Here is a 24,224-nt window from a genome sequence, read left to right on the forward strand (position 1 = left end):
GCCGCCGCGGCCATCGGACGGCGGCGGGCGGCGGGCGCCTGCGCCGACGGCAGGTGTCAGGACGGGAGGGTCCAGCGCTGGTTGGGGCCGCCGTGGCAGTCCCAGATCTGCAGCCTGGTCCAGTCGGCGCCGCTGCCGTCGCGGGCGTCGAGGCAGCGGCCGGAGGCCGGGTTGAGGAGGGTGCCGTCCGGGCGTGGCTGCCAGCGCTGGGCGCCGGTGCCGTTGCAGTCGTAGAGCTGGGCGGGTGTCCCGGCGGCGGTCCAGCCGTTGGTGACGTCCAGGCACTTGCCGAGGGCCCGCAGGGAGCCGTCCTGCCCGACGGTCCAGTCCTGGGCGCCGGTGGAGTTGCAGCGGTAGAGCTGGACGGCGGTGCCGTTGGCCGTGTCGGCGCGGATGAGGTCCACGCACTGCCCGGCGATGCCGGTCACCCGGCCGCTCGGGCGGGGGGTGGCCCAGCTCTGCTCGGCGCCCCCCGAGCAGGTCCGCAGCAGCAGCCGGCCGCCGGCGGCCGCGAGGCAGCGGCCGGATTCCGGGTGGAGGAGCGAGGAGTCCGGGCCCGGGCGCCACACCTGGTCGGCGCCTGCGGTGCAGTCCCGCAGCCGGACGGCGGCGCCGTCGTCCGGGCCCGCCGGGGTCAGGCAGCCGTCGAGGGCACGGACGGTGCCGTCCGAGCCGACCGCGGCGTCCTGGGCCGCCGTGCCCGCGCAGCCGGCCAGCCGTACCGCCTCGTTGCCGTCCGCGGCGGCGGCGGCCGCGTCCAGACAGGACCCGTCGGCGCCGGTGATCCGCCCGGACCAGGTGGAGACGGCCGGCGAGGCAGGGACGTCCACCGTGCCCTGCAGCTTCGGCGCGCGCGAGGAGGAGCCGACCATCAGGCCGTACCGCCCGCCGGGCACCTGCCAGCCGTGCACGCCGGGATCCCAGAGCGCGAAGGAGGAGCGGTCCAGCGGCAGTTCCACGTGCGTCGAACGGCCGGGCGCCAACGTGACCTTGTCGAAGGCCTTGAGCTGCTGCGGCGGCTCGCCGGCCGCGGACGGGAAGGAGACGTACAGCTGCGGCACCTCGGTGCCGGTCCGGGCCCCCTGGTTGGCGAGGTCGAAGCCGACCCGCACCCGGCCGGCGGCGTCCGGGCCGGTCACGGTGAGGTTGCTGTAGCCGAAGGTGGTGTACGAGAGGCCGTGGCCGAAGGGGAACAGCGGGGCGGTGGCGGTCGCGTCGTACCAGCGGTACCCGACCGCGAGCTGCTCGGTGTAGTGGTAGGCGCCGTCCGTGCCGGGGTACTGGGAGGCGTCCCGGATCGGCGTGGCCGCCGCCGAGGTCGGGAAGGTGACGGGCAGCCGCCCCGCCGGATCGACGTCGCCGAACAGCACGTCGGCGAGCGCGGTTCCGCTCTGCTCGCCCGGGTACCAGGCCTCGACCACCGCCGGCACCGCGTCCAGCCACGGCATGGTGACCGGCCCGCCGGTGTTGAGCACCACCACCGTCCGCGGGTTGGCCCGGGCGACGGCGCTGATCAGGGCGTCGTCCGCCGGGGCGAGGTCGAGCGAGCCGCGGTCCGCGCCCTCGGTCTCCTCGTCGCCGACCACCACCACCGCGACGTCCGCCCCGGCGGCCACCGAGGCGGCCGCGGCCGCGTCGTCGCCCGGGTGGTAGCGCATCGAGACGCCCGCACCGGCCCGGGCGGCGATGCCCTGACGCGGCGTCACCACTTGGTCGGGGTAGGGGGCGACGTGCGAGGAGCCGTAGCCGCCGGTGTAGGCGTGGTCGGCCCACGGGCCGATCACCGCGACGGACGACAGGTGGGCGGCGTCCAGCGGCAGCACCGCCCCCTGGTTGCGCAGCAGCACCGTCCCGGCGGCAGCCGCCGCCCGGGCGTCGCGCGCGCCGGCGGCGGGGTCGGCGGCGGGCGGCTGGCCGCCGTCCAGCGCTCCGGTCCGGACCATCAGCCGCAGCACCCGCCGCACCTGGTCGTCCAGGACGGCCGGGGCGAGCCGCCCGTCGGCCACGGCGGCGGTCAGGTCGGCGAAGTACGTCGTACCGCCGAACTCCTGGTCCAGCCCGCCCGCCGCGGCGTTCACCGAGGAGTGGGTGGCCGGGTAGTCGGAGCCGACCGCCCCGTCGAACCCCCAGCGGCCCTTCAGCACGTCCCGCAGCAGCGGGAAGTTCTCGCACGCCCAGATGCTGTTGACCGGGTTGTAGCCGCACATCGCCGACCAGGCCCGGCCGTCCCGGACGGCCGCCCGGAAGGCGGGCAGCTCGATCTCGGCCAGCGTCCGCTCGTCCACCTCCGAGCTGTACGACTGCCGGTTGTTCTCCTGGTTGTTCGCCGCGAAGTGCTTCACCTGCGCCGCGACCCCCTGCGCCTGGATGCCGCGGACCTCCGCCGCCGCGACCCGCCCGGCGAGGAACGGGTCCTCGCCCAGCGTCTCGAAGTTCCGCCCGCCCTGCGGCACGCGCACGAGGTTCACCATCGGCGCGTACAGCACCTGGTAGCCGCGCGCCTGGGCCTCCCGGCCCAGCACCGCGCCGAAGGTGGTGGCGAGCCCCGGGTCGAAGGCGGCGGCCAGCGACACCGGTGCCGGCATCGCCGTCGCCGGTTGCCCGTCCCGTACGCCGGCCGGGCCGTCGGACAGCAGCAGCGGCGGGATGCCCAGCCGCGGCACGCCCCGGACGTAGCCGACCGCGTACACCCCGTTCGGTGCGGCGACCCCCTGCAGCAGCGTCGCCTTCTCGTCGGTGGTCAGCTGGCCGAGGAGCGCTTCGACCCTCTGCTCCGGCGACGGCCCGCCTTGCGACGGCCCGCCTTGCGACCACCCGTCCTGAGACCGCCCGCCGTGCGGCTGCGGACCGCCCGGTCCGGCGACCGCTGGGCACATGCCGGAGCCGGAGGCGGCCGCCAGGAGGCAGCCGCTGAGCCCGAAACGGAGTATTCGCGTCCACGAGGAGATACGCCGCATGGCAGCACCTTTCGACGAAGGCGGGCCGAGCCGGGAGGGCCGGGAAATGTGACGGCCAGTCAAATTTACGGCGCATTAACACTTACCGGCAGGTAGCGCGCAAGGGCGCGTCGGAGGCACCGAGGGGCGCAGACAGTCACCGAGGGGCGCGGGCGGGGTCGTCCCGGCCGTCGTTGACGCTTCGCCTATCCGCTGTCAACGCGCCGACCCTAGCCTGTCCGCGCCCCGCGATGCGGGCGGTATGCGGAAATGAGTTGAGGTGCGATCAGTGAAGTTCCCCCCGCCAGGCCCTGCGCGCTCCCCTCCTGCGCCTGGCCGTGGCAGCGCCCGAAGCGGCGGATCGGTGCTGCCGGCCGGCTCGTCCGGGCGCAGGTGTCAGAGGGGTCAGGGGTCAGAAGGTGCAGGTTTCAGGGGGTGCCGGGCCGGGTGGGCGTCAGGTCCGCGACCAGGAGCGCCAGGAGGTCCGTCGGCGCCTCGATGAAGCGGTAGTGGCCTCCCTCCAGGAGTTCGAAGGTCGTTTCGCCGCAGGCCGACCAGCCGGTCATCAGTGACGGCTCGATGCCCGTGTCCTCCGTCCAGCCGATGGCGGTGATCGGGGACGGCAGCCGGACCGGCTCGGCCACGTGGTAGCGCTTGTTCATGTCGACGTCGTTCCGCAGGACGCCGAGGTAGAGCGCGAGCAGGCTCGGTTCCAGGGTGCCGCCCAGTTCCGCGACGAGCTGGCGCAGTTCGCCGGCCAGCTCGTCGTCGTCCATGCCGAGGAAGCGGCCGTAGGGGCCGTCCTGCGGCGCGACCTCGGCGGAGACGAACACCCGGGTCGGGGCGGGGCAGCCCCTTTCGACCAGCCGTACGGCGGTCTCGTACGCCGCCAACGCGGAGCCGCAGTGCCCGAACAGCGCGTAGGGACGGTCCAGGTAGGGGCGCAGCGCCTCGCAGAGGTCGTCGGCCAGCGCCTCGTAGGTGGTGTGGGCGGGCTCGCGCATCCGGTTCTCCCGGCCGGGCAGTTGCACGGGGCAGACCTCGACGCCGTTGACCGATGACGGCCACTGGCGGTACATGCTCGCTCCGCAGCCGGAGTAGGGCAGGCAGAACAGCCGTGCCGGTGCCACCGGCGACGGCTCGCGCAGGAACCACTTGTTGCGGGTACGGGCCGGCGGAGCGTTCACTGATGACCTTCCGGGTGGGTTTCTTCTCGGGTGCGGCTGCGGGGGTTTGAAGACACGCCCTAGCGGGTCCGCGCGGTGATCGGCAGGTGGGTGAAGCCCGCGATGATGTTCGAGCGCATGCGGCGAGGTGCCCCGGCGAGTTCGAAGCCGGTGAACCGGCCGAGCAGTTCGGCGAACAGGATCCGCAGGGCCACCCGGGCGACGGTGTGTCCGATGCAGTAGTGCGCGCCGACGCCGAACGCGATGTGCTTGTTGGGTCGCCGCCGGATGTCGAAGGTGTCCGGGTCGGCGAACACGGTCTCGTCGCGGTTGGCCGACCCCAGCCACACGACGACCGCGTCCCCCGCGGGGATCGGCACGCCCCGGACCTCGACGTCGCGGGTGGCGTGGCGCATGAAGTGCTGGGTGGGCGAGGCCCATCGCAGTGCCTCCTCCACGCCGCTGCCGAGCAGCTCCGGGTGTGCCGCCCAGTCGTCCAGGACCGGCGTCCCGGCCAGTTCGACCATCGCCGCGACCGGTGGCTGGGCGGTGGTGACGGTCGCACCGAGCAGCAGGCTGTAGCAGTTGGACACGATCTCGCCCGGCGACAGCCGGCGTCCGTCCAGTTCCATCGTGAGCAGCACGCTGATCAGGTCGTCACCCGGTGCGCGCCGACGCGCGGTGACGATGTCCTGGAAGTAGGCGAACAGTTCGCGGTGGGCGGTCACGAGGGTGGCCTGCGGTCCGGCGGCGAGCTGGAACTCGGGGTCGTCCGCGGCGATGCAGGCGTGGGCGAGCCGGACCAGCCGCGGCCAGTCCTGTTCCGGCAGCGCCATCATGGTGCCGATCACCGCCATCGGCAGGGTCGCCATGGCGGCGGCGAAGTCGAACGGGCCGCCGTCGGCCAACGGCCGGAGCAGCTCGACGATGACCCGGCGGATGGCCTCCCGGTCGTTCTCCACCGTCTTGATCGACAGCGCCTGCTGCAGCGGGCCGCGCAGGTGCGCGTGCCGGGGCGGGTCGGTGACGGCCATCTGCCGGCCGCCGGCGGGGTCGCCCTGGCCGAGGAGGTTGAGCAGGGTGCCCTGTTCGGAGGTGAACGTGTCGTGGTCGCGGAGCACCCGGTTGGCCTCGGCGTAGCCGACGACCGACCAGTAGCCGATGTCGCCGACTGGCTGCCAGCTCACCGGGGCGTGGCGGCGCAGCCGTCGCCACACCTCGTGCGCCCCGCCCGAGTGGTAGAGGTCGGGGTCGATCAGGTCGACCGGCTGCGGGGCGAGGACCGGGCATCGCGGGGTCGGGGGAACCGCCGTCATCGGGGCTGCTCCTGCCGTGCGCCGTCGGCCGGGCCACCCGCCGTCAAGCCGTCCGGGTCCGCCGTCCGCATCCGGGCGGTGAGGGCCGTCGCCAGCTCGGCGACGGTCGGCGACAGGTACAGGATCTGCGCGGGGAGGTCCACGTCGAACTCGCGCTGGGTGGCGACCAGGAGGTCGGTGGCCAGCAGGGAGTGCCCGCCGAGGTCGAAGAAGTCGTCGTCGACGCCGACCGGTTCGATGCCGAGGATGTCGCCCCACAACTCGGTCAGCCGTATCTGCACCTCGGTGACGGGCGGGACGAACTCGTTGGCCACGTTGCGCGGTACCCGGGTGGCGGTGGGCAGGGCGCGGCGGTCGATCTTGCCGTTGCGGTTCACCGGCAGTTCGGGACGGACGAGGATCGCCCAGGGGATCAGGTAGCCCGGCAGCCTGTCCCGCAGTTCGTGGCGCAGCCGCCGACCGAGGTCGGCGTTGCCCGCCGGATCGGGCTGCGCGGGCACGACGTAGGCCAGGAGCCGGGTGCCGCCCGCCGGATCGGCCTGCGGCAGCACGACCGCGTGCCGCACCTCGGCGAGCCGTTCCAGCTCGACCTCGACGGCGCGCGGTTCGGCGCGGTAGCCCTGGACCTTGACCTGGTCGTCCGCGCGACCGACGAACTCCAGCGTGCCGTCGGGCAGCCATCGCACGAGGTCGCCGGTCCGGTACATCCGGGCCCCCGGCTCGGTCCCGAACGGGTCGGGCAGAAACCGTTCGGCCGTTGCGGCCGGGCGGCCCAGGTAGCCGCGGGCCAGGCCCGCCCCGGCCACGTAGAGTTCGCCGCACTCGCCGACGGACACCGGCCTGAGGTCGTCGTCGAGCACGGCGACCCTGGTGCCGCTGATCGGGCGGCCGATCGGCACGCTGCGCAGCTCCGGGAGGGTGCTGCTGGTCCAGCAGGTCGTGTACGTGGTGTTCTCGGTCGGCCCGTAGCCGTTGGTGAAGAGCAGCTCCGGGTAGCGGGCCAGCAGGTGCTGGACGTGGCCCGGCGAGGCCACGTCGCCCCCGGTGAGGACGTGCCGCACGTCGGCGAACGCCTCCAGGTGGGAGCTCACCATCTGGTGGAAGAGCCCGGTGGTCAGCAGCAGGACCGTCACACGCTCGGCGCGGACGACGCGCGCCACGTGCTCCAGCGTGAGGGCGACCGGGGGGAAGAGGACCAGTCGGCAGCCGTTGACGAGGGGGGCCCAGATCTCGAACGTGGACGCGTCGAACGCGACCGGCGCGAGGTGGAAGAAGACGTCCTCGGCGCGGACGTCCACCCAGTCCGCGCCCCGGACGAGCCGGTCGATCGCCCGGTGGGGCACGCCGACACCCTTGGGCTCGCCGGTGGAGCCCGAGGTGTAGCTGACGTAGGCGAGCCGGTCCGGGTCGCCGGGGCGGGCCGCAGCCGCCGGCCCGGTGGCCGGCTCCTGCGCCGGGCCGCCGTCCGTCACCGTGACCGTCACCGTGACGACGGTGTCGGGCAGCTGCTCCCCCAGGGCCTCTCCGACGATCACCATGCCCGCGCCGGCGTCCTTGAGCAGCAGCGCGTGGCGGCCGGCCGGGTCGTCCGGTTCGAGTCCGAGGTACGCCCCGCCCGCGATGAGGACGGCGAGCAGGGCCACGATCAGCTCCGGCGATCGCGGCACCAGCACGCCCACGACGTCCTCCTGCGCCAGTCCGGCCGCTCGCAGCCGCCCGGCGAGCCGGTTGGCTCGGTCGTTGAGCTGCCGGTAGGTCAGGGTCCTTCCGTCGCAGGTGACGGCGGGCGCGTGCGGGGCCCGCTCCGCCTGTTCGGCGACCAGCTCGTGGATGGCCCGTGCGTCGAACGGTGGCCGTCCGCTGCCGACGAACGCCGGGATGTCGGAGGTGAGGACCGTCTTGGTCAACTGCTTCCCGCTTTCCTGTGCTGAAGTGTCCCCGTCGGGGTTGAACGCGCGACCGCGTGGGCCGTCGCCGTCGCTGTGCCCGTCGCCGTGGCCATCGCCGTCGCGGTGGCCGACGCGCAGCACGTGGTGCGCGGTGTCACCGGGTGCGTCCACCGCCTCAGACCGCCGGCACGTGGAAGAAGGTGTCGCGCGCGGCGATGCGGCCCTGCGGCGTCATCCGGAAGAAGTCCGCGAACCGCAGCTCGACCTCACCGCCGTCGTGCAGCACGCCGCGGAACAGGCCGTGCACGGCCACCTCGTCGTCGGTCGTGACCACGGTGGCCAGGGTGTGCACGCCGGCGCGGATCACCCGCTGGTCGCGGTAGAAGCGTTCCAGTTCGGCGTGCCCGACCATGGGTTGGTAGCCGGGGCGGTGGTAGCGGGCGTCCGGGGTGAACAGGGCGACCAGCGCGGGCACGTCCCCGGCGTCGACGAGCTGGTAGTACCGGCGGACCTGGGACACCCCCAGCGCCGGGGCCGTCAGGGTTTCCGGTGCCATCGGGGTCTCCGGTGTCGCGGGTGTCGCGGGTGTTGCCGGTGGTGCCGGCGTTTCGTCGGGATGGGAGAGGGTGTGGACCATGCCGAGGTGCTTCCTGTGATCGCTTGACCGCTTGATCGCGGTCAGAGTCGTGTACGTGGTGAGAGGGCCGGTACGGCCGCGGCGTCCGGGGCGTCCTTGAGCGCCTCGACCAGGCGCGCCGGCGTGGGTGCCTGGAACAGGGCGCCGAGGGTGAGTTCACGGCCGAACCTCACCCGCACCCTGTTGACCAGCCGGGTCGCGAGCAGGGAGTTGCCGCCCAGCGCGAAGAAACCGTCGTCGACGCCCACCGCGGGCCGGCCGAGCACCTCGGCGAACAGCGCGCACATCGTCTGCTCCGCCGGGGTTCGCGGCCCGGGCCCGGACGGTGCCGGTGCGAGCTCCGGGACGGGCAGCGCGGCCCGGTCGATCTTGCCCCTGGGCGTCAGGGGGAAGGCGTCGAGCGTGACGATCGCCGAGGGCACCATGTAGTCCGGCAGCGCCGCGCCGGCGTGCTCCCGCACCGCCGCCGGGTCGAGCCCCGAGTCCCCGGCCGGGACGACGTAGCCGATCAGACGCCGGCCGGGCGAGGTGCCCGTACCGGCGACCACGGTCGCCTGGGCGACGTCGGGGTGCCCGGCCAGCACCGCCTCGATCTCGCCCAGCTCGATGCGGAAGCCGTGGAGCTTGACCTGCTCGTCCGCGCGGCCGAGGAACTCGAGTTCCCCCTCGGCGTTCCAGCGGACCACGTCGCCCGTGCGGTACATCCGCTCGCCCGGTTCGCCGAACGGGCACGGCAGGAACTGGCCGGCCGTGCGGCGGGGGTCGTTCAGGTATCCGCGCGCCACGCCCGCACCGGCGACGTACAGCACGCCGGCCACCCCGGGCGGCACCGGCGACAGCGCCTCGTCCAGGACGTACACCCGCCTGTTGTCCACCGGTCGGCCGAGCGGGACGACGTCGGGCACGGGCTCGCCGGGGCGCAGCACCCTGCGCGTGGTGAACGTGGTGGCCTCGGTCGGGCCGTACCCGGCGACCACCACGGAGTCCGGACACCGTGCCAGGACGCGCCGGACGGCATCGGCCGGCACGATGTCACCGCCGGTCCACACCTGGCCGACCCCGGCCAGCGTGCCGGGGGACTCCTCGGCGAACACCCGGAACAGCCCGGCCGTCAGCCACAGCGCACCGACCCGGTGATCGACGATGAGCCGGTGGAGGTCCGAGAGCGCCAGCTCGCCGGGCGGGGCCACGACGACCCGGCCCCCGTTGAGCAGCGGCACCCACCACTCGTAGGTCGAGGCGTCGAAGGCGTGCGGGGAGTGTGCGAGGACTCGCGGGCCGCCCTCTTCGCGCCAATAGCGTTGCGCGGTCAGGCTGATGACGTTGCGGTGGGTCAGGGCCACGCCCTTCGGCGTGCCCGTGGACCCCGAGGTGTACAGGACGCACGCCAGGTGGTCCGGGCGCAGCGGCACGACGGGGTCGGTGGCCGGCTCGTCGGCGAGGCCGGGGTCGGCGTCGACGACCACGACCGCTGTGCCGTGGGACGGTGCGTCGTCCCGGGTGGCCCGGTGGGTGAGCAGCACCGCCGCCCCGGTGTCGTCCAGGACGCGGCGCAGGCGGGCCGTCGGGGCCCGGGTGTCCAGCGGCACGTAGGCGCCGCCGGCCTTGCTGACCGCCAGGACCGACACCACCACGTCGACGGAGCGTTCCATGAGCACCGCCACCGTGCTGTCGCAGCGGACGCCCAGGGCGATGAGCCGATGGGCCAGCCGGTTGGCCCGGTCGTTCAACTCCGCGTAGGACAGGGTGGTTTCCCCGCACACCACGGCGGGCGCATCGGGCGTGCGCGCGGCCTCGGCCGCGAAGGCCAGCGGCACGGTCGGGTGCGGCAGCGGCTGCGTGGTGCGGTTGACGGCCACGACGGTCCGCTGCCGTTCCTCGGGGGTGAGGAGGTCGGGCCGGCCGATCGGCCGGTCCGGGTCGGCGGCCACCGCATCCAGGAACCGGAGGAAGCGCTGCTGGTGGGCGGCGAGTTCGGCCTCGGAGTAGAGCGCGGGATTCGCGTCGACGTCGAGCCGGGGCTCGGCGCCGTCGGAGCGGTCGTAGACGGAGAACGAGAGGTCCTCGACCGGCCCGTTGGACAGGTTGTGCACGGTGGCCCGGACGCCCGCGAAGTCCAGGTGGTAGTAGAAGGACATGATGTTGACGAGGGGCCCGAACAGGACCCGCTCCGACCTGGCCGGATCCAGCTCCCTGCGCAGGTCCTCGCTGCGGTGGCGCTGGTGCCCGCGCAGGGCGGCGACCTCCTCGGCCACCTGTCGCGCGAGTGCGGACAGGCCCTGTTCCGGGTGCACGCGCAGCCGCAGCGGCACCACGTTCGCCACCATGCCGGGGACGGCCGGCCCGGAGGAGCCGGTGCGCCCGGTCACCGGCATGCTGAGCACGATGTCCCGTTCGCCGCTGAGGCGGTGGAGGTACGCGGCGACCGCTGCGGTGAAGGCGCTGGGCCAGCTCGCCCCGGCGGGTCGTGCGGCCCGCCGCAGCGCTGCCACGGTGGGCGCGTCGAGGGCGCTGGTACGGCGCAGGAAGCCGTCCGAGGCGGCCGCCGAGCGGCTGGCGAGGCTGACGGGATCAGGCCGGCCGGCCAACCGGGCCGCCCAGAACTTCCGGTCCTGTTCGGGCTGTTCCGACGCGTGGTAGGCGGCGTCGTGCGCCAACAGGAGGCTCAACGGCCCGAAAGCCGGTCCTGCCCCCTCCCTGCCCTCGACCAGTCCGGTGTAGGTCTTGGCGACGCGGCGCGCGATGAGCGACATGCTGAAACCGTCGACCACGATGTGGTGGACGCGCTGGTACCAGAGGAAGCGGTCCGGCGCGACGGCGAACAGGGCCTGGCGGAACAGCCGGTCCCGGGTGAGCCCGAGCGGTGTGGACAGGTCGGCGCGCATCCAGCGCTCGGCCGCCCGCAGCGGATCCGGTGCCGAGGTGAGGTCGACGTGGTCCATCGACCAGTCGGGCGCCGGGGTGACGACCTGCCGGGGGCCCTCGGCACCGTCGGTGAGGCGAACACGCAGGGACTCGGTCTCGTCCACCACGCGCCGCACGGCCGTCTCGAACAGCTCCGGGTCGATCGGCCCGGGGATGTCCACGTACTCGCCGGTGTTGTAGGCGGGACTGCCGGGACGCAGGTGGTGGGCGAACCAGATGCCGGACTGCGCCGACGACAACGGCAGCTCGTGTCCGTCGCTCATCCGAGCTCCTCCAGGACGGCCGACAGGGCGTCGGCGAAGGGTGCGACGTGCGGCGGCGACAGCATGTCGTGGTGGTTGCCGGGCACCTCGACCACGCTCAACGCCCCCCGGGTGCGGTCGCGCCACCGGGCGGGGACCACGACCGGGGCGGCGAGCACGGGGTGCTCCTCGGCGCTCGTGAACAGGTGGATCGGTGTCCGCAGCCGCGCGGTTGACCGGTAGCGTCGGGCGGCGTCGCCGTTGGTGGTGAAGACCCTTACCATGCGCCGCAGTTGGTCGGTGCGCACGCGCAGGGGGAGGCGCTCGCCGGCGTGCGCGTCGTGGAGCAGCAGGGACAGGGCGTCCTGCTCGTCGAGCTCGTCGAGGTCTCCGACGGCTCCGGTGGGCAGCCCGGCGGCGAGCGCGAACCGGGCCGTCCCGTGCGCGTCATGGCCGTCGGGCCCGCCGGTGGGCCCGTGGTCGGACTCGGTGGCTCCGCTGGTGGACGCGTCGGTGAGCGCGGGCGCTCCGACGTCGATGATCCCGAGGAATCCCGGGGGGTTCCCCTCCTCCTCCAGCAGGCGGGCCATCTCGAAGGCGACCAGCCCGCCGAAGGACCAGCCGGCCAGCAGGTACGGGCCGTCGGGCAGGACGGACCGCAGCTCCCGCAGGTAGCGCTGCGCCTGCTCCTCGACGGTGGCCAGTGGCGGCTCGTCGGTGTTGTAGCCGACGGCCTCCAGGCCGTAGACGGGCCGGCCGCCGGCGAGCGGTTCGGCCAGGTGGAGGAAGGAGCACACGTCGCCGCTCTGCGGGTGCACCAGGATCAGCGGCGCCCTGCGGTGGTCTCCTTCGGCCAGCGGGACCACGAGCCGGCGCAGGGCCTGCGAGGCGTTGGGCAGTTCCGCGCACAGACCCTCGACGGTGGGATGGCGGAACACCGTGTTCAGCGGCACGGTGACCCCCCACTCCCGCCGGATCGCCTCCACGAGCTCGACCGCCCTGAGCGAATGCCCGCCCAGCGCGAAGAAGTCGTCCCGGACGCCGACCCGCGGGGTGCCCAGCACGCGCTCCCAGATCCTGGTCATCAGGAGTTCCAGCAGGTCCCGCGGCGGTAGCGCACCCGCGTCGTGGCCGTGGCGGGCGGGCTCGGGCAGGGCCCCGCGGTCCACCTTGCCGTTCGTGGTCAACGGGATCCGGTCGAGTGCGGTCAGCGTCGTGGGCACCATGAACTCGGGCAGGGTCTCGCGCAGGGAGCGCCGCAGGACCGCCAGGTCACCGGGCCCGTCCTGCCACACCAGGTAGCCGGCCAGTTCGGCGTCCGTCCCGGTGCCCCGCACCGTCACCGTGGCCCTGGCGACACCGGGCTGCGCGCACAGCGCGGCCTCGATCTCACCCAGCTCGATGCGGTACCCCCGGATCTTCACCTGCTCGTCGGTGCGGCCGAGGAAGACCAGGCTGCCGTCCGGCAGGTACCGCGCCAGGTCGCCGGTCCGGTACAGCCGGCCGCCGTCGGCACCGAACGGATCGGGCACGAAGCGCTCGGCGGTCAGCCCCGGCCGGTTGGCGTACCCGCGGGTGACGCCGGCCCCGCCGATGTGGATCTCACCCGGTACGCCGACGGGCACCGGGGCGCCCGCCGGGTCCAGCAGGTAGATCCGGAGGTTGCCGAGCGGCCGGCCGATCGGCACGGACCCTCCCGGCCGGGCCAGATCCCGGTCGGCGTCCACGCGCCGGGTGACACAGCCGACGGACGCCTCGGTGGGACCGTAGCCGTTCCACAGCGTGGAGACCCGGTCGAGGAGCCGCCGGGCCAGGGCGGGCTGGAGCGGTTCGCCCACGCAGATCGCCTGGAACCGGCCGCCCTGCCAGCCGCCGTCCAGCAGCAGGAGCCAGGTGGCCGGTGTGGCCATGAGCGTGGTGACGCCGAACTCGCGCATCATCTCCGTCAGGCGCGGGCCGTCCACCGCGACCTCCGACGGGGCGATCACCACGCTCGCGCCCCAGGCCAGGGGCATGAGCACCTGGGGGACGATGACGTCGAAGGAGATCGAGGCCACCGAGGCGACGACGTCGTCCCCGCCGAGGTCCAGCTGTCGGCCGCGGACCACCAGGTAGTTGACCACGCCCTCGTGCGGGACCAGCACGGCCTTGGGGCGGCCGGTCGAACCGGAGGTGTAGATCGAGTACGCCAGGTTGGCGGGCGTCGCGAGCGGCGGCAGCCGGTCCTCGGGCAGGGCCGCGATGAGCCCGGCCTCGTCGTCCGTCCACACCGTCGCGGCGCCGTGCTGCGGCAGCCGGTCGGCCAGGGAGCGCTGGGTGAGCAGCAGCGGCACTTCGGCGTCGGCGAGCATGAACGACATGCGCTGTGCCGGGAGGTCCGGGTCCAGCGGCAGGTAGGCGGCGCCCGACTTGAGGACGGCCAGCAGGGCCACGACCAGGTCCGCCGAGCGCGGCAGGCAGACGCCGACCAGGCGTTCCGGCCGCGCTCCCCGGGCTCGCAGGTGCCGCGCCAACTGGTTGGCCCGGCGGTCGAGTTCCCGGTAGGTCAGTCGCTGGGCGCCGCAGCGGACCGCCACCGCGTCGGGGGTCCGCCGGGCCTGCTCCTCGACCAGCTCGTGAACGCAGAGGTCCGTGGGGAAGGGTTCGTCGGTGGCGTTGGCGGCCACCAGCAGCGCTTCGCGCTCGGCCTCGGTGAGCAGGTCCAGGCGCGAGACGGGACGGTCGGGTTCGCCGGCCGCGGCGTCCAGCAGCCGCAGGTAGTGGCCGACCAGGCGTTCCACACTCGCGCGGTCGAACAGGTCGGTGTCGAAGGCCACGGTCCCGGTCGTCCCGGCTGTCCCGGTCGCGCCGGTCGTGCTCGTCGTGGTCGTCGCGCCGGTCGTGCCCGTCGTGGTCGTCGGCCGGTCGGCTATCACCAGGCTGAGGTCGACCTTGGCCGTGCCGTTGTCAACCTCGATCTGTTCGACCTCCGTCCCCACCAGCCGGAGGGCGGCGGCCGGGTCGGACAGGCCGGCGAACATCACCTGGAACAGCGGGTTGCGGTCGAGACCGCGGGCCGGCCGCAGCTCCTGCACCAGCCGTTCGAACGGCAGGTCCTGGTGCGCGTAGGCGTCCACGGCGGTCCGGCGGACCCGGTCGAGCAGCTCGGCGAAGCTCGGGTCGTCCGCGAGGTCGGTGCGGACGACCACGGTGTTGATGAACGAGCCCACCAGCGGGTCGAGTTCCGGACGGGTCCGGCCCGCGACGGGTGTGCCGACCGCCACGTCGGACTGCCCGCTGTAGCGGGCGAGCAGGGCCTGGAACGCGGCGAGCAGCGTCATGAACATCGTCGCGCCGTGCCGCCGGCCCAGCAGCCGCAACCGGCCCGCCAGTTCCTCGGGCACCGTGAAGGTGATCCGCTCGCCCCGGCCCGCGCGGACCGGTCCGCGCGGGCGGTCAGTGGGCAGGTCCAGCGGCGAGAGCCCGGACAACTGAGCGCTCCAGTAGTCCAGTTGGCTCCGCAGGCGTTCGCCGGAGAGCCGGGCCCGCTGCCAGTGGGCGAAGTCCGCGTACTGGATCCGCAAGGGGGGCAGCTCGTGCTCGCGGCCTTCCAGCCGGCTCCGGTACATCGCCGACAGGTCGTCCCACAGCAGCGGCATCGACCAGCCGTCGACGGCGATGTGGTGGACGACCACCACCAGGACGTGTTCGTCCTCGTCGACCCGCAGCAGTGATGCGCGCAGCAGCGGGGCGGCGGCCAGGTCGAACGGGCGCAGGATCTCGGACTGGACGAGATCGCGGGCCAGCCGCGTCCGGCGTTCCGCGGGCTCGGCCCGGAGGTCCGTGACGGGCAGGTCGAACGGCCGGGCCGGCTCGACCGAGGGGCTGGGGCGCCCGTCCCGCTCGGGGAAGGCGGTGCGCAGGACTTCGTGGCGCCGCACCAGCTCGGTGAGGCTGTGGCCGAGGGCGGCCACGTCCAGCGGGCCGTGCAGCCGGAAGACCTCGTGGACGTTGTACATCGCGGGGCCGGTGGACAGCCGCTCGATCAGCCACATGCGTTCCTGGGTGAACGACGTCACCTGCGCACCCGCCGGGCGGGGCGGGATCGCGGCCTCCGGCTCGCCCTCGGCGGCCCTGCTCCGGGCCGCGCGGACGCGCTGGTCGAGCAGGGCCCGTGTGGTGGCCGGCGTGGTGGCCGGTGTGGGGCCGGCCGACGGGGCGGCTCCGGGCGTGGAACCGGTCGGCTGGCCGGGCTCGGGGCGACTGTGCTGTGCCTTCACGGGTGACGGGCCTCTCCGGCGGGAAGCGGTTCCGCTTCGGCGGCGGCGCCGAGGTCCGCCAGCAACGCCGCGTCGATGCCGTCGGCGAGTTCGGCGACGGTCGGGTGGTAGAAGAGCAGGGCGACGGGCAGTTCGAGGTCGAGTGCCCGGCCGAGTCGGGACATGACCTTCGAGGCGAGGAGCGAATGGCCGCCCAGCTCGAAGAAGTCGCTGTCCACGCCGTCCGGGGTGACACCGAGCACCTCGGCCCAGGTCTCCAGCACGAGGAGCTCGGTCTCGGTGGCGGGGCCGGACTCGGGTTCGGTCTCGGTCTCGGTCCCGGGGGTGGCGGCGGGAGCGGGGCGGCTCACCCGGAGGCCGGGAGGGGTCTCCCACGCCGATATCGGCCGTTCGGGGCTGTCGACGAGCTGGTCGAGCAGGGCCCTGTAACCCTCGGAGAGTTGCCGCACCGTGTCACGGTCGAAGAGGTCGGCGGCGTAGCGGATGACGCCGGTGAAGCGATCGCCGCCGTCCGTCATGGAGACCTCGATGTCGAACTTCGCCACGTCGTTCGGCATCTGATGGTCACTCACCTCAAGCCCCGGGAGGCCGGACGGGAGCGCGGGCGGATCCTCCAGCTGGAACATGACCGTGAACAGCGGGTGTTGGCCGAGATCGCGTTCGGGCCGCAGCTCCTGCACCAGCCGTTCGAAGGGGACGTCCTGGTGGGCGTAGGCCTCCACCGCACCCCGCCGCACCCGGGCGAGCACGTCGGTGAAGCCGGGGTCGCCCGACAGGTCGGTGCGCAGGACGAGCGTGTTGACGAAGAAGCCGACCAGCGGCTCCACCTCGATCCGGGTCCGCCCGGAGATCGGCGTCCCCACCGTCACGTCGGCCTGTCCCGTGCAGCGCGCGAGCAGGACCTGGAAGGCGGCCAGCAGCGTCATGAACGGCGTCACCTCGTGGGCGCGCCCCAGTGTGCGTATTCGCTCGGCGAGTTCTGCGGGGATCTCGATCTCGACCTGGTCGCCCCGGCCTGACCACACCGCGGGGCGGGGTCGGTCCGTCGGGAGCACCGACGGGCTCAGGTCCGCCAAGTGCTCGCGCCAGTAGGCGAGTTGGTCCAGCATCGCCGTTCCGGCCTGGTGGCTCCGTTGCCAGTCGGCGAAATCGGCGTACTGGACGGGCAGGTCCGCCAGGGCGATCGGCCGGCCGTCGACGGCGGCTCCGTACCCGGCGGAGAACTCCTGCCACAGCACCGACAACGACCAGCCGTCACAGGCGATGTGGTGCATCACCAGGAGCAGCAGGTGGTCGTCGGGGGCGATGCGGATCAGTCGGGCCCGCAGCATCGGAGCGGTCCCGAGGTCGAACGGGGTCGCCAGGTCGGCGGCCGCCAGCTCCCGGGCCCGCTGCCAGGCCTGCTCCGCCGGGGTGTGCGTCAGATCGGTGATCGTCGGTACGAAGGTCTCGACCGGCTCCGCGACGTGGCGCGGGCCGTCCTCGCTGTCGACGATCCTGCCGCGCAACACCTCGTGGCGCCGCACGACTTCGGTCAGCGCCCGCGTGAGCGCCCCCTCGTCCAGCCGGCCGCGCAGGCGTACCGCGGTCGGGACGTTGTGGTCCGGCCGGCCCGGCCGCAGCCGGTCGAGGAACCACAGCCGTTGCTGGGCGAAGGACAACGGGGTCGGAGCGTGCGCGCGCCGATCGGGACCAGGCATGACGGATGCACCTTTCACGGCGATCGGGAACGCTTCAGCTCCCCGGAAATCCCCTCGCCGATTCGCTACTTGGCGAACAGTACGGCGGATACTAGGTCGCTCCCGTCTCACTCCGCAAGATCGAGAACAGGGTTGCAGGCATCAAGACAATATTTACGCCAGTCCGCCGGAATCCTTATGTAGATCGAACACGCTCGACGGCTAGCATCGGCGCGGCCGACCGTGGCACCCTCTCTGACGTGCTGTCATGGATCGGATCACACACCCCACTTCCGTGGACGGGCACCACGTGATAATTCTTCTGTCTCCAAGGGGCGACCGGGTGGGCCCCTTTCATGTCGGGCCTTCATTGTTCCGAATAAGATCGGTGAACCCGTTACATGAACTCATCCGTTGTATATGAACCCACCCCGTTGCATGAACTCGGAGAAGTCGTGATGCAGCAGCAGAGCCTGGTGGGTTCATTCGTCTCGCACGCCACCGGCCACCCCGATGATCCGGCGCTGATATGGCGCGGAGAAGAGACGACCTACCGTGAACTCCACCAGCGGGCGGAGCGGGAGCGCGTCCGGATCGCCCGGCTCGCCCCGGGCGGGGACGAGCCGGTCGGCATCCCGGCCGCCAAGTCGCCCTCGACGATCGCCCTGGTGCTCGCCTGCCTGCTGGAAGGGCGGCGCTTCCTGCTGCTGCCCGCGCCCACACTGGAGGGGAGGACGTCCCACGCGCTGGTCGAGCAGGCCGGGATCCGGCACGTCCTGTCGCCGGAGAGCCCCCAGGGGCCCGGACCCGGGCCGGGCGCCCCGGACCGGCCGGCGAAACCGGCAGCACCGCGCCGTACGGAGCCCGGCGACGTCTCCTTCATGTTCACCACCTCCGGTTCCACCGGACGGCCGAAGATCGTGCCGCTGAGCACGGGGGCGGTGGACCGCTTCACCACCTGGGCCGGCGAGCAGTTCGGCATCCGCCGGGGAACGACGGTCCTCAACTACGCGCCGCTCACCTTCGACCTGTGCCTGCTGGACATCTGGACCACGCTCAAGTACGGCGGCCGCGTCGTCCTGGTCGATCCGGCCCGGGCCACCCAGCCGGGCTACCTGCTGGACCTCGTGTCCCGCCACGCGGTCCAACTCGTCCAGGCGGTACCGATGTTCTACCGTCTACTGGTCGACGCGGCCGCCGGGAGCGGCCGGCGCCTCGACACGGTCGAGCACGTCGTCTTCACCGGCGACAGCATGCCCGCCCGCTGCCTGGCCGAACTCCCGCAGCTGTTCACCGGCGCGCGGCTCCACAACGTCTACGGCTGCACCGAGACCAACGACAGCTTCCTGCACGAGGTCGACGGCACCGAACCGGCGGACGGCCCGGTGCCGATCGGGCGCCCGCTGCCCGGAGTCCACGCGGTGATCGTCGGTGCCGACGGCGGGATCCTGACCGGGCCGGGAACCGGCGAGCTCCACGTCGCGACGCCCTTCCAGACCGACGGCTACCTGGACCGGGAGCAGGACGCGGACAGGTTCGCGACCCACCACCACGACGGGCAGGCCCGGCGCTACTTCCGCAGCGGCGACCTCGTACGGCGCGACCGGGACGGCCGCATCACCCTGGAAGGCCGCAACGACCACCAGATCAAGGTCCGCGGCGTGCGGGTCAACACCCACGAGGTCGAGCAGGTGCTGCTCGACCATCCCGACGTCGTCGAGGCGGCCGTGGTGGCCGTGCCCGACCCGGTGGCCGGCCGCCTGCTACGGGGCGTGGTCCGCCGCGCCCCGGACAGCCGGCTGAACTCGCTGGCGCTGCGCCGGCACTGCGCACAACGGCTTCCGCTCACCGCCGTCCCCTCGACCCTGCTGATCGTGGACGACCCGCTGCCCAGGACGTCCACCGGAAAGATCGACCGCACGCCCCTCCAGCTCGCCTCCTCCCCGTCCCAGCCAAACGAAGGAACGGCCACGTGAAACACGCCGCGGTAGTCACGCAGTTCATCATCGAGGAGTTCCTGCCGGACGTCGGCGCGAACGAACTGGACGCCGACTACGACCTCGTGGACGGCGGGGTCATCGACAGCCTCGGCCTGCTCAAGACGATCGCCTGGCTCGAGGACTGCTTCGACCTGCGCGTCGAGGAGATCGACCTCGACCTCGACCCGGACAGCTTCCGCTCCGTCGGCTCGATCAGCAGGTTCATCGAGCAGGCCCAGCAGCACCGGACGGACGCCCCCTAGCCATGCACGAGGTGCTGCGAGCGCTGATCGGCCGGGACCGCGCCGTCGTCGATCAGGAGATGTGGGGGTCCTTCTGGGACCAGCTGCGCGACGGCGCCCTCCGCTCCGGCGAGACGGTGGCGCTGCTGTCCTCGCTGTCCACCCGGATGCCCGATCGGGACACGCTGGTCGCCATGCTCCGCTCGCTGGACGAGCGACGGCCGGCCGTCGCCGCGCGGCTGGACCGCACGGCCAACATCGTCGGCACCGGAGGCGGGCCGGCCACGTTCAACATCTCCACCGCGGCGGCGTTCGTCGCCGCCGCCCTGGGCGTGCGCATCGTCAAGACGGGATCCCGCGCCTACACGAGCACCTGCGGCTCCCACGACCTGCTCGACCGCCTCGGCATCCGAACGACCACCTCGTACGAGCAGACCGACGACCTGCTGGAACGCTTCGGCATCGCCTTCCCCGGGAACTTCGTCTACCCGCGGGAGGTGGCGCTGCTGGCCCGGAGCATCGTGCCGATGGACCTGCGGATGATCGGCGGATTCATCAACTCCGTCGGCCCCTTCCTGGCCGCGGTGCCGGTCTCCGCCCAGCTCGTCGGCGTCTCGGACCATTCGCTGCTGCCGACTCTGGGCCGGGTCGCCGCCACCGTCGCCGACCGGAGGATCTGGCTGTGCTCCAACGAGCTGGGAGTCGACGAGCTCGTCAGCTCCGTCGACAACGTCGTCCTCACCAATGACGGCACCGACGCGATCCGGCTGCGGGCCGAGGCTGCCGCAAGCAGCACCGACCCGATCGCCGAACTACGGCCGACCGGAGCGGGAGAGGACGTGGTCGACCACTTCCTCGCCGTGCTCTCCGGAGCCGGGACAGCTCTCGCAACGCGGACCGTCTGCCTGAACGCCGCCGCCCTGGCCGTCGCGAGCGGGCTGATCGACGGGTGGCCGGAGGCGATCAGGGCGGCCGACGACGCCCTCCGCAGCGGCGCCGCCCGCGACCTCGTCGACCGCCTGCGCGCGCACCCGGCGCGCCGCGCAATACCTACGGCGCGTGCGCGGTGAGCGGGTTCTTCGCGCGCCGGCCACCGGACCAGCCCGGCCTGGCGATGTTCCTCAACGCCGGAGACCCCCCGCTGCCCGTCCTGGCCGACGTCATGCGGATGCTCGACGACTGCCGCGTGGACTGCCTGGAACTGGCGGTGCCCTTCCCCGACTCGGTCACCGACGGGCCGGTCATCCGCCGATCGGCGCAGCGGGCCCTGGCCGACGGCGTCGGACTCGACGAGGTGCTCGGACTCCTCAGCGGGATCCTGCCCCGGCTGCGCCACCTGCGGGTGGCACTGCTGGCCGACTGGAGCCACACGGTCAGAGGCCCGACCGTGCCCGGCTTCGTCCGGCGGGTCGCCGACTCGGGCGTCGACGGGCTGCTGGTCCACGGCCTGCCGCCGCGGCTACGGGCCGGCTACCTCGAAGCGGTGCAGGAGGCGGGGCTGCCCATGGTCGCCACCTGCTACGCCGCGTCGACGGCCGAGGTCAAGGCCGCGGCCGCCGAGAGCGCCACCGCGTACCTGTACCTGGTGGCCCACTACGGCCGCAGCGGCGGCACGCTCACGGCCGACCGCCAGGAGCTGGCCGCCGCGCTGGCCGCACTGCGCAGGACGACCGCCGTACCGATCGCCGTCGGATTCGGCGTCCGCTCCAGGGCGGACATCGACCTGCTGCACGGCCTCGGCGCCGACGCCGCGGTCGTGGGCAGCGCCGGGGTCGCCCGGATCGAGCACGCCCTCGCCGAAGGGGCCGACGTGGTCGAGGAGCTCCACACCTTCGTACAGACCGTTTCGCCGTATTCAGCAAGCCGCTCACTCGACAAGCCACTCATTCAGCAAACCCCTGATTCAGCAAGCCACTCATTCAACAAGCCGCCAGGAGGCACACCCGATGATCGTCCGACGCCTTGACGAGGTGACCACCGTGGACTGGGGCAACGGGCTCAGCCGCAGGTTCCTTCTCGAATCCGACGGCCTGGGCTACACGATGACGGACACCACCGTCCGCGCCGGCACCAGGTCGCGGCTGGAGTACCGCCGCCACCTGGAGGCCTGCTACTGCATCGAGGGAACGGGCCAGGTGGTGAACGCCGACGGCACGTCCCACTCGATCGAGCCGGGCACGCTGTACGCGCTCGACCTGCACGACGCCCATTTCCTGATCGCGGACCAGGACGCGGACCTCCGCCTGGTGTGCGTGTTCTCGCCCGCGTTGCGCGGCGACGAACGCCACAACCTGGACTCAGCCGATTTCTCCGAGTACTAACAGGACTGACAGATGATCAGGTGGAACGCCGACCAGATCGCTCTGGGCGAGGGGATCGCCCAGTGGTGCGAGGAGCTCAGCTCGGGCCATCTCGAAGGGGACGCGGAAGGCGCCTTCCCGTGGGACAAGTGGAAGCTGATCCAGAGGTCCGGAATCCTCGGCCTGCCGTTCGACGAGCAGTGGGGCGGGCTGGGCCAGGACCTGCTCACCACCATGCACGTGCTCGAACAACTCGGCACCGGATGCCGTGACGGCGGACTGAACTTCTCGGTCGCCACCCACCTGGTCAGCGTCGGAGTCCCGCTGCAGCGGTTCGGCTCGCCGGAGCTCAAGGCGCGCCACCTGCCGGGGATCTGCTCGGGAGAGACGATCGGGGCCCACGCGATCAGCGAGACCGAGAGCGGCTCCGACGCGCTGGCGATGAGGACCACGGCCACCCGCGAGGGCGACGGCTTCGTACTGCGGGGCGGCAAGGCCTTCATCACCAACGGCCCGGTGGCCGACGTGTTCGTGGTCTACGCGCGCACCCACCCGAAGGCCGGCCCGCTCAGCATCACCGCCTTCGTCGTGGAGCGGGACACCCCGGGGCTCGTCGTCGGGCCGCCCGTCGCCACCATGGGGCTGCGGACGGCGCCGCTGAGCGAACTGCACTTCGACGACTGCCGGATCCCCGCATCCGCCGTGATCGGCCGGGTCGGATCCGGGTTCCTGGTCCTGGACCACGTGATGAAGTGGGAGATCCTCTGCTCCTTCGTCATCAACACCGGGCAGATGCGGTACCGGCTCGACCGCTGCGTCGAATACGCCAAGGAGCGCGTCCAGTTCGGCAATCCGATCGGCTCGTACCAGTCGGTCTCCCACAAGCTCGTGGACATGAGCATCGGCCTGGACACCGCGCGGAAGTGGCTCTACGACACGGCCGTCCGGCTGACGGAGGGCGAGAACGTCACGCGGGACATCGCCGTCAGCAAGGTCCTCACCAGCGAGAGCAACCTCTCCTCCGCACTGGCCGCCGTGCAGATCTTCGGCGGCAGCGGGTACCTGGCCGAGTACGGGCTGGAGAAGGACGTGCGCGACGCGGTCGCCGGCCCGATCTACTCGGGCACGTCGGAGATCCAACGCAACCGCATCGCCGCCATGTTGGGGTTGTGACACCTGATGCTGGTCAAGATCTGCGGAGCCACCTCGGCCGAGGACGTGGCATCGCTCGACAGTGCCGGAGCCGACTTCGTCGGCCTGTGGCACGGCGTCCCAGGAGGCCGTGCAGACCTGACGCTCAGTCAACTGACGTCCCTCGCTGACGCCGTGCACCGAACGGAGCGAATGCATCCGGTCCTCGTGACCTTCCTCAAAGACGCCGGGACGCTGCGCGCGGCGACGGCCGCGGCCCAGGTCCGGTGGGTCCAACTGCACGGCTACCAGCCGCCGGGCCTGGTCCGCGCCCTGAAGGGCACCACGGACCTCACCGTGGTCAAGGTGCTGCACCTCGGTGCGGACACCCGCGCGGAGCGGTCCCTGATCGCGGCGTACGAGCGGGCCGGAACGGACCTCTTCCTGCTGGACGCGGTGGCCGGGGACGGCCGGATCGGCAGTACCGGGCAACCGGCGGACTGCGGGGCCGTCATCGAGTTCGCGGACCGCCTCTCGCGGCCCTTCCTGCTGGCCGGCGGCATCTCGGCCGACAACCGGGAGGACTACCGGGCCGTGCTGGACCACCCCCTGTTCCTGGGCATCGACGTGGACACGGCGGCCAGGGACGTCGACGGACGGCTGAGCACCGACCGGGTCACGGCCGTACGGCGCGGCTGGCGAGTGACGGACGGCACCGGGGTGATCCGAAGGCGAGGGCCTAGATGACGGCCGCGTTCATCGAGGCACTCCTGGACGCCCGCCGACCGGTGATCATGGAGCTCAAGCGGCAGGACGCCGCCGGACACGACCTGTTCGGCGACAGGTCGGCCGCCCGGCTGGTCGCCGACTACCAGGACGTCGGCGCGCCCTGCCTGTCCGTGGTGACCGGCCGGTGGTTCGGCGGCACCCCGGACCTGCTGCACGAGGTCGTGGCAGCGACGGACCTGCCCGTGCTGCAGAAGGACTTCATCACCCGCCGGAGCCAACTGCACCAGGCCCGCGAGAGCGGCGCGTCCGCGGTCCTGCTCACCGCCGCGCTGCTGCCGCGCGCCACCCTGGGCCACCTGGTCGAACTCGGCCTGAGCCTGGGCCTGACGCCGTTCGTCGAGGTCACCACCGAGGAGGAGATCAGCCGCGTGCCGCGCGCCGAGGAGTGCGTGGTCGCGGTGAACAACAAGGACATCGCCACCCGCGAACGCGGCGCGGGCGACCTCGGGCGAAGCTCGTCACTCCTGCCCGCGGTGCTGCGCAGCGGCACCCGGTGCCCGGTGAGCGCCGGGGCGATCCGCAGCCCCGACGAGGCCGCCCGCCTGCTCAGTGAGGGCTTCGCCGGCGTGCTCATCGGAACGGGCCTCCTGCGCGCCGCCAGCCTGCCGGCATGGCTGGACGACCTCGACGCCCACCTCGACGCCCGTCTCGACATCGGCCTCGGCACCAACCGCGAACCGGCCCCACCCGTCCGCCGCCCGGCGGACCCCCCGACCACCGACATCTGGAGGTAA

16 protein-coding genes are annotated in these 24,224 nt (G+C 72.8%); 8 read left to right on the top strand and 8 right to left on the bottom strand.

Annotated features, from left to right (window positions below; all coding sequences use genetic code 11):
• Window positions 1-56: 56 nt before the first annotated feature.
• The 8 genes from ACFWPI_RS06240 to ACFWPI_RS06275 all read right to left on the bottom strand — a co-directional run bounded on the left by ACFWPI_RS06240 (window position 57) and on the right by ACFWPI_RS06275 (window position 17,070).
• Complete coding sequence (locus tag ACFWPI_RS06240; protein WP_380368536.1) at window positions 57-2,957, bottom strand: glycoside hydrolase family 3 C-terminal domain-containing protein; 2,901 nt, start codon at window positions 2,955-2,957, stop codon at window positions 57-59.
• Window positions 2,958-3,364: 407 nt separating this feature from the next.
• The gene (locus ACFWPI_RS06245) at window positions 3,365-4,123 is read right to left on the bottom strand and encodes a thioesterase II family protein (RefSeq protein WP_380368538.1); all 759 of its coding nucleotides are present in this window, start codon (window positions 4,121-4,123) and stop codon (window positions 3,365-3,367) included.
• Between the two features lie 59 nt (window positions 4,124-4,182).
• The gene (locus ACFWPI_RS06250; protein WP_380368540.1) at window positions 4,183-5,418 is read right to left on the bottom strand and encodes a cytochrome P450; all 1,236 of its coding nucleotides are present in this window, start codon (window positions 5,416-5,418) and stop codon (window positions 4,183-4,185) included.
• On the bottom strand, window positions 5,415-7,478 hold the full coding sequence (locus ACFWPI_RS06255) for an amino acid adenylation domain-containing protein (RefSeq protein ID WP_380368542.1): 2,064 nt from the start codon (window positions 7,476-7,478) through the stop codon (window positions 5,415-5,417). Before ACFWPI_RS06255 ends, ACFWPI_RS06250 begins: the two co-directional genes overlap by 4 nt.
• Window positions 7,479-7,482: 4 nt before the next feature.
• Complete coding sequence (locus ACFWPI_RS06260; protein WP_063352271.1) at window positions 7,483-7,863, bottom strand: nuclear transport factor 2 family protein; 381 nt, start codon at window positions 7,861-7,863, stop codon at window positions 7,483-7,485.
• A gap of 122 nt (window positions 7,864-7,985) precedes the next feature.
• Window positions 7,986-11,132 carry an amino acid adenylation domain-containing protein gene (locus tag ACFWPI_RS06265; protein ID WP_380368545.1) on the bottom strand — a complete coding sequence of 1,049 codons (3,147 nt, stop codon included), beginning with the start codon at window positions 11,130-11,132 and terminating at the stop codon, window positions 7,986-7,988.
• Entirely contained in the window at window positions 11,129-15,370 is a 4,242-nt protein-coding gene (locus ACFWPI_RS06270) for an amino acid adenylation domain-containing protein (protein ID WP_380368548.1), read from the bottom strand. The genes ACFWPI_RS06265 and ACFWPI_RS06270 overlap by 4 nt, the downstream gene beginning before the upstream one ends.
• Window positions 15,367-17,070 (bottom strand): condensation domain-containing protein, encoded by a 1,704-nt coding sequence (locus tag ACFWPI_RS06275; protein ID WP_380368551.1) that lies wholly within the window; start codon window positions 17,068-17,070, stop codon window positions 15,367-15,369. Before ACFWPI_RS06275 ends, ACFWPI_RS06270 begins: the two co-directional genes overlap by 4 nt.
• A gap of 437 nt (window positions 17,071-17,507) precedes the next feature.
• On the opposite strand from ACFWPI_RS06275, the gene ACFWPI_RS06280 reads away from it, so the two are divergent.
• The 8 genes from ACFWPI_RS06280 to ACFWPI_RS06315 are packed head-to-tail and all read left to right on the top strand — an operon-like array spanning window position 17,508 to window position 24,224.
• On the top strand, window positions 17,508-19,025 hold the full coding sequence (locus ACFWPI_RS06280) for an AMP-binding protein (protein ID WP_380368553.1): 1,518 nt from the start codon (window positions 17,508-17,510) through the stop codon (window positions 19,023-19,025).
• Complete coding sequence (locus ACFWPI_RS06285) at window positions 19,022-19,291, top strand: acyl carrier protein (RefSeq protein ID WP_331744340.1); 270 nt, start codon at window positions 19,022-19,024, stop codon at window positions 19,289-19,291. The genes ACFWPI_RS06280 and ACFWPI_RS06285 overlap by 4 nt, the downstream gene beginning before the upstream one ends.
• A 2-nt stretch (window positions 19,292-19,293) precedes the next feature.
• Window positions 19,294-20,340, top strand: coding sequence for an anthranilate phosphoribosyltransferase (locus ACFWPI_RS06290; protein WP_380368557.1), 1,047 nt, complete (start codon window positions 19,294-19,296; stop codon window positions 20,338-20,340).
• A complete protein-coding gene (gene trpA, locus ACFWPI_RS06295; protein ID WP_380368559.1) occupies window positions 20,337-21,236 on the top strand; it encodes a tryptophan synthase subunit alpha in 900 nt (299 codons plus the stop codon). The genes ACFWPI_RS06290 and trpA overlap by 4 nt, the downstream gene beginning before the upstream one ends.
• Window positions 21,217-21,591, top strand: a complete 375-nt coding sequence (locus tag ACFWPI_RS06300; protein ID WP_063352279.1) for an ectoine synthase — start codon at window positions 21,217-21,219, stop codon at window positions 21,589-21,591. The genes trpA and ACFWPI_RS06300 overlap by 20 nt, the downstream gene beginning before the upstream one ends.
• A gap of 12 nt (window positions 21,592-21,603) precedes the next feature.
• Window positions 21,604-22,743, top strand: coding sequence for an acyl-CoA dehydrogenase family protein (locus tag ACFWPI_RS06305; RefSeq protein WP_380340068.1), 1,140 nt, complete (start codon window positions 21,604-21,606; stop codon window positions 22,741-22,743).
• 6 nt (window positions 22,744-22,749) lie between these two features.
• Window positions 22,750-23,448, top strand: a complete 699-nt coding sequence (locus ACFWPI_RS06310) for an N-(5'-phosphoribosyl)anthranilate isomerase (protein WP_380368563.1) — start codon at window positions 22,750-22,752, stop codon at window positions 23,446-23,448.
• Window positions 23,445-24,224 carry an indole-3-glycerol-phosphate synthase gene (locus ACFWPI_RS06315; protein ID WP_380368566.1) on the top strand — a complete coding sequence of 260 codons (780 nt, stop codon included), beginning with the start codon at window positions 23,445-23,447 and terminating at the stop codon, window positions 24,222-24,224. Before ACFWPI_RS06310 ends, ACFWPI_RS06315 begins: the two co-directional genes overlap by 4 nt.

It is taken from the genome of Kitasatospora sp. NPDC058492, from assembly GCF_042720685.1.
Taxonomy (GTDB): Bacteria; Actinomycetota; Actinomycetes; order Streptomycetales; family Streptomycetaceae; genus Kitasatospora.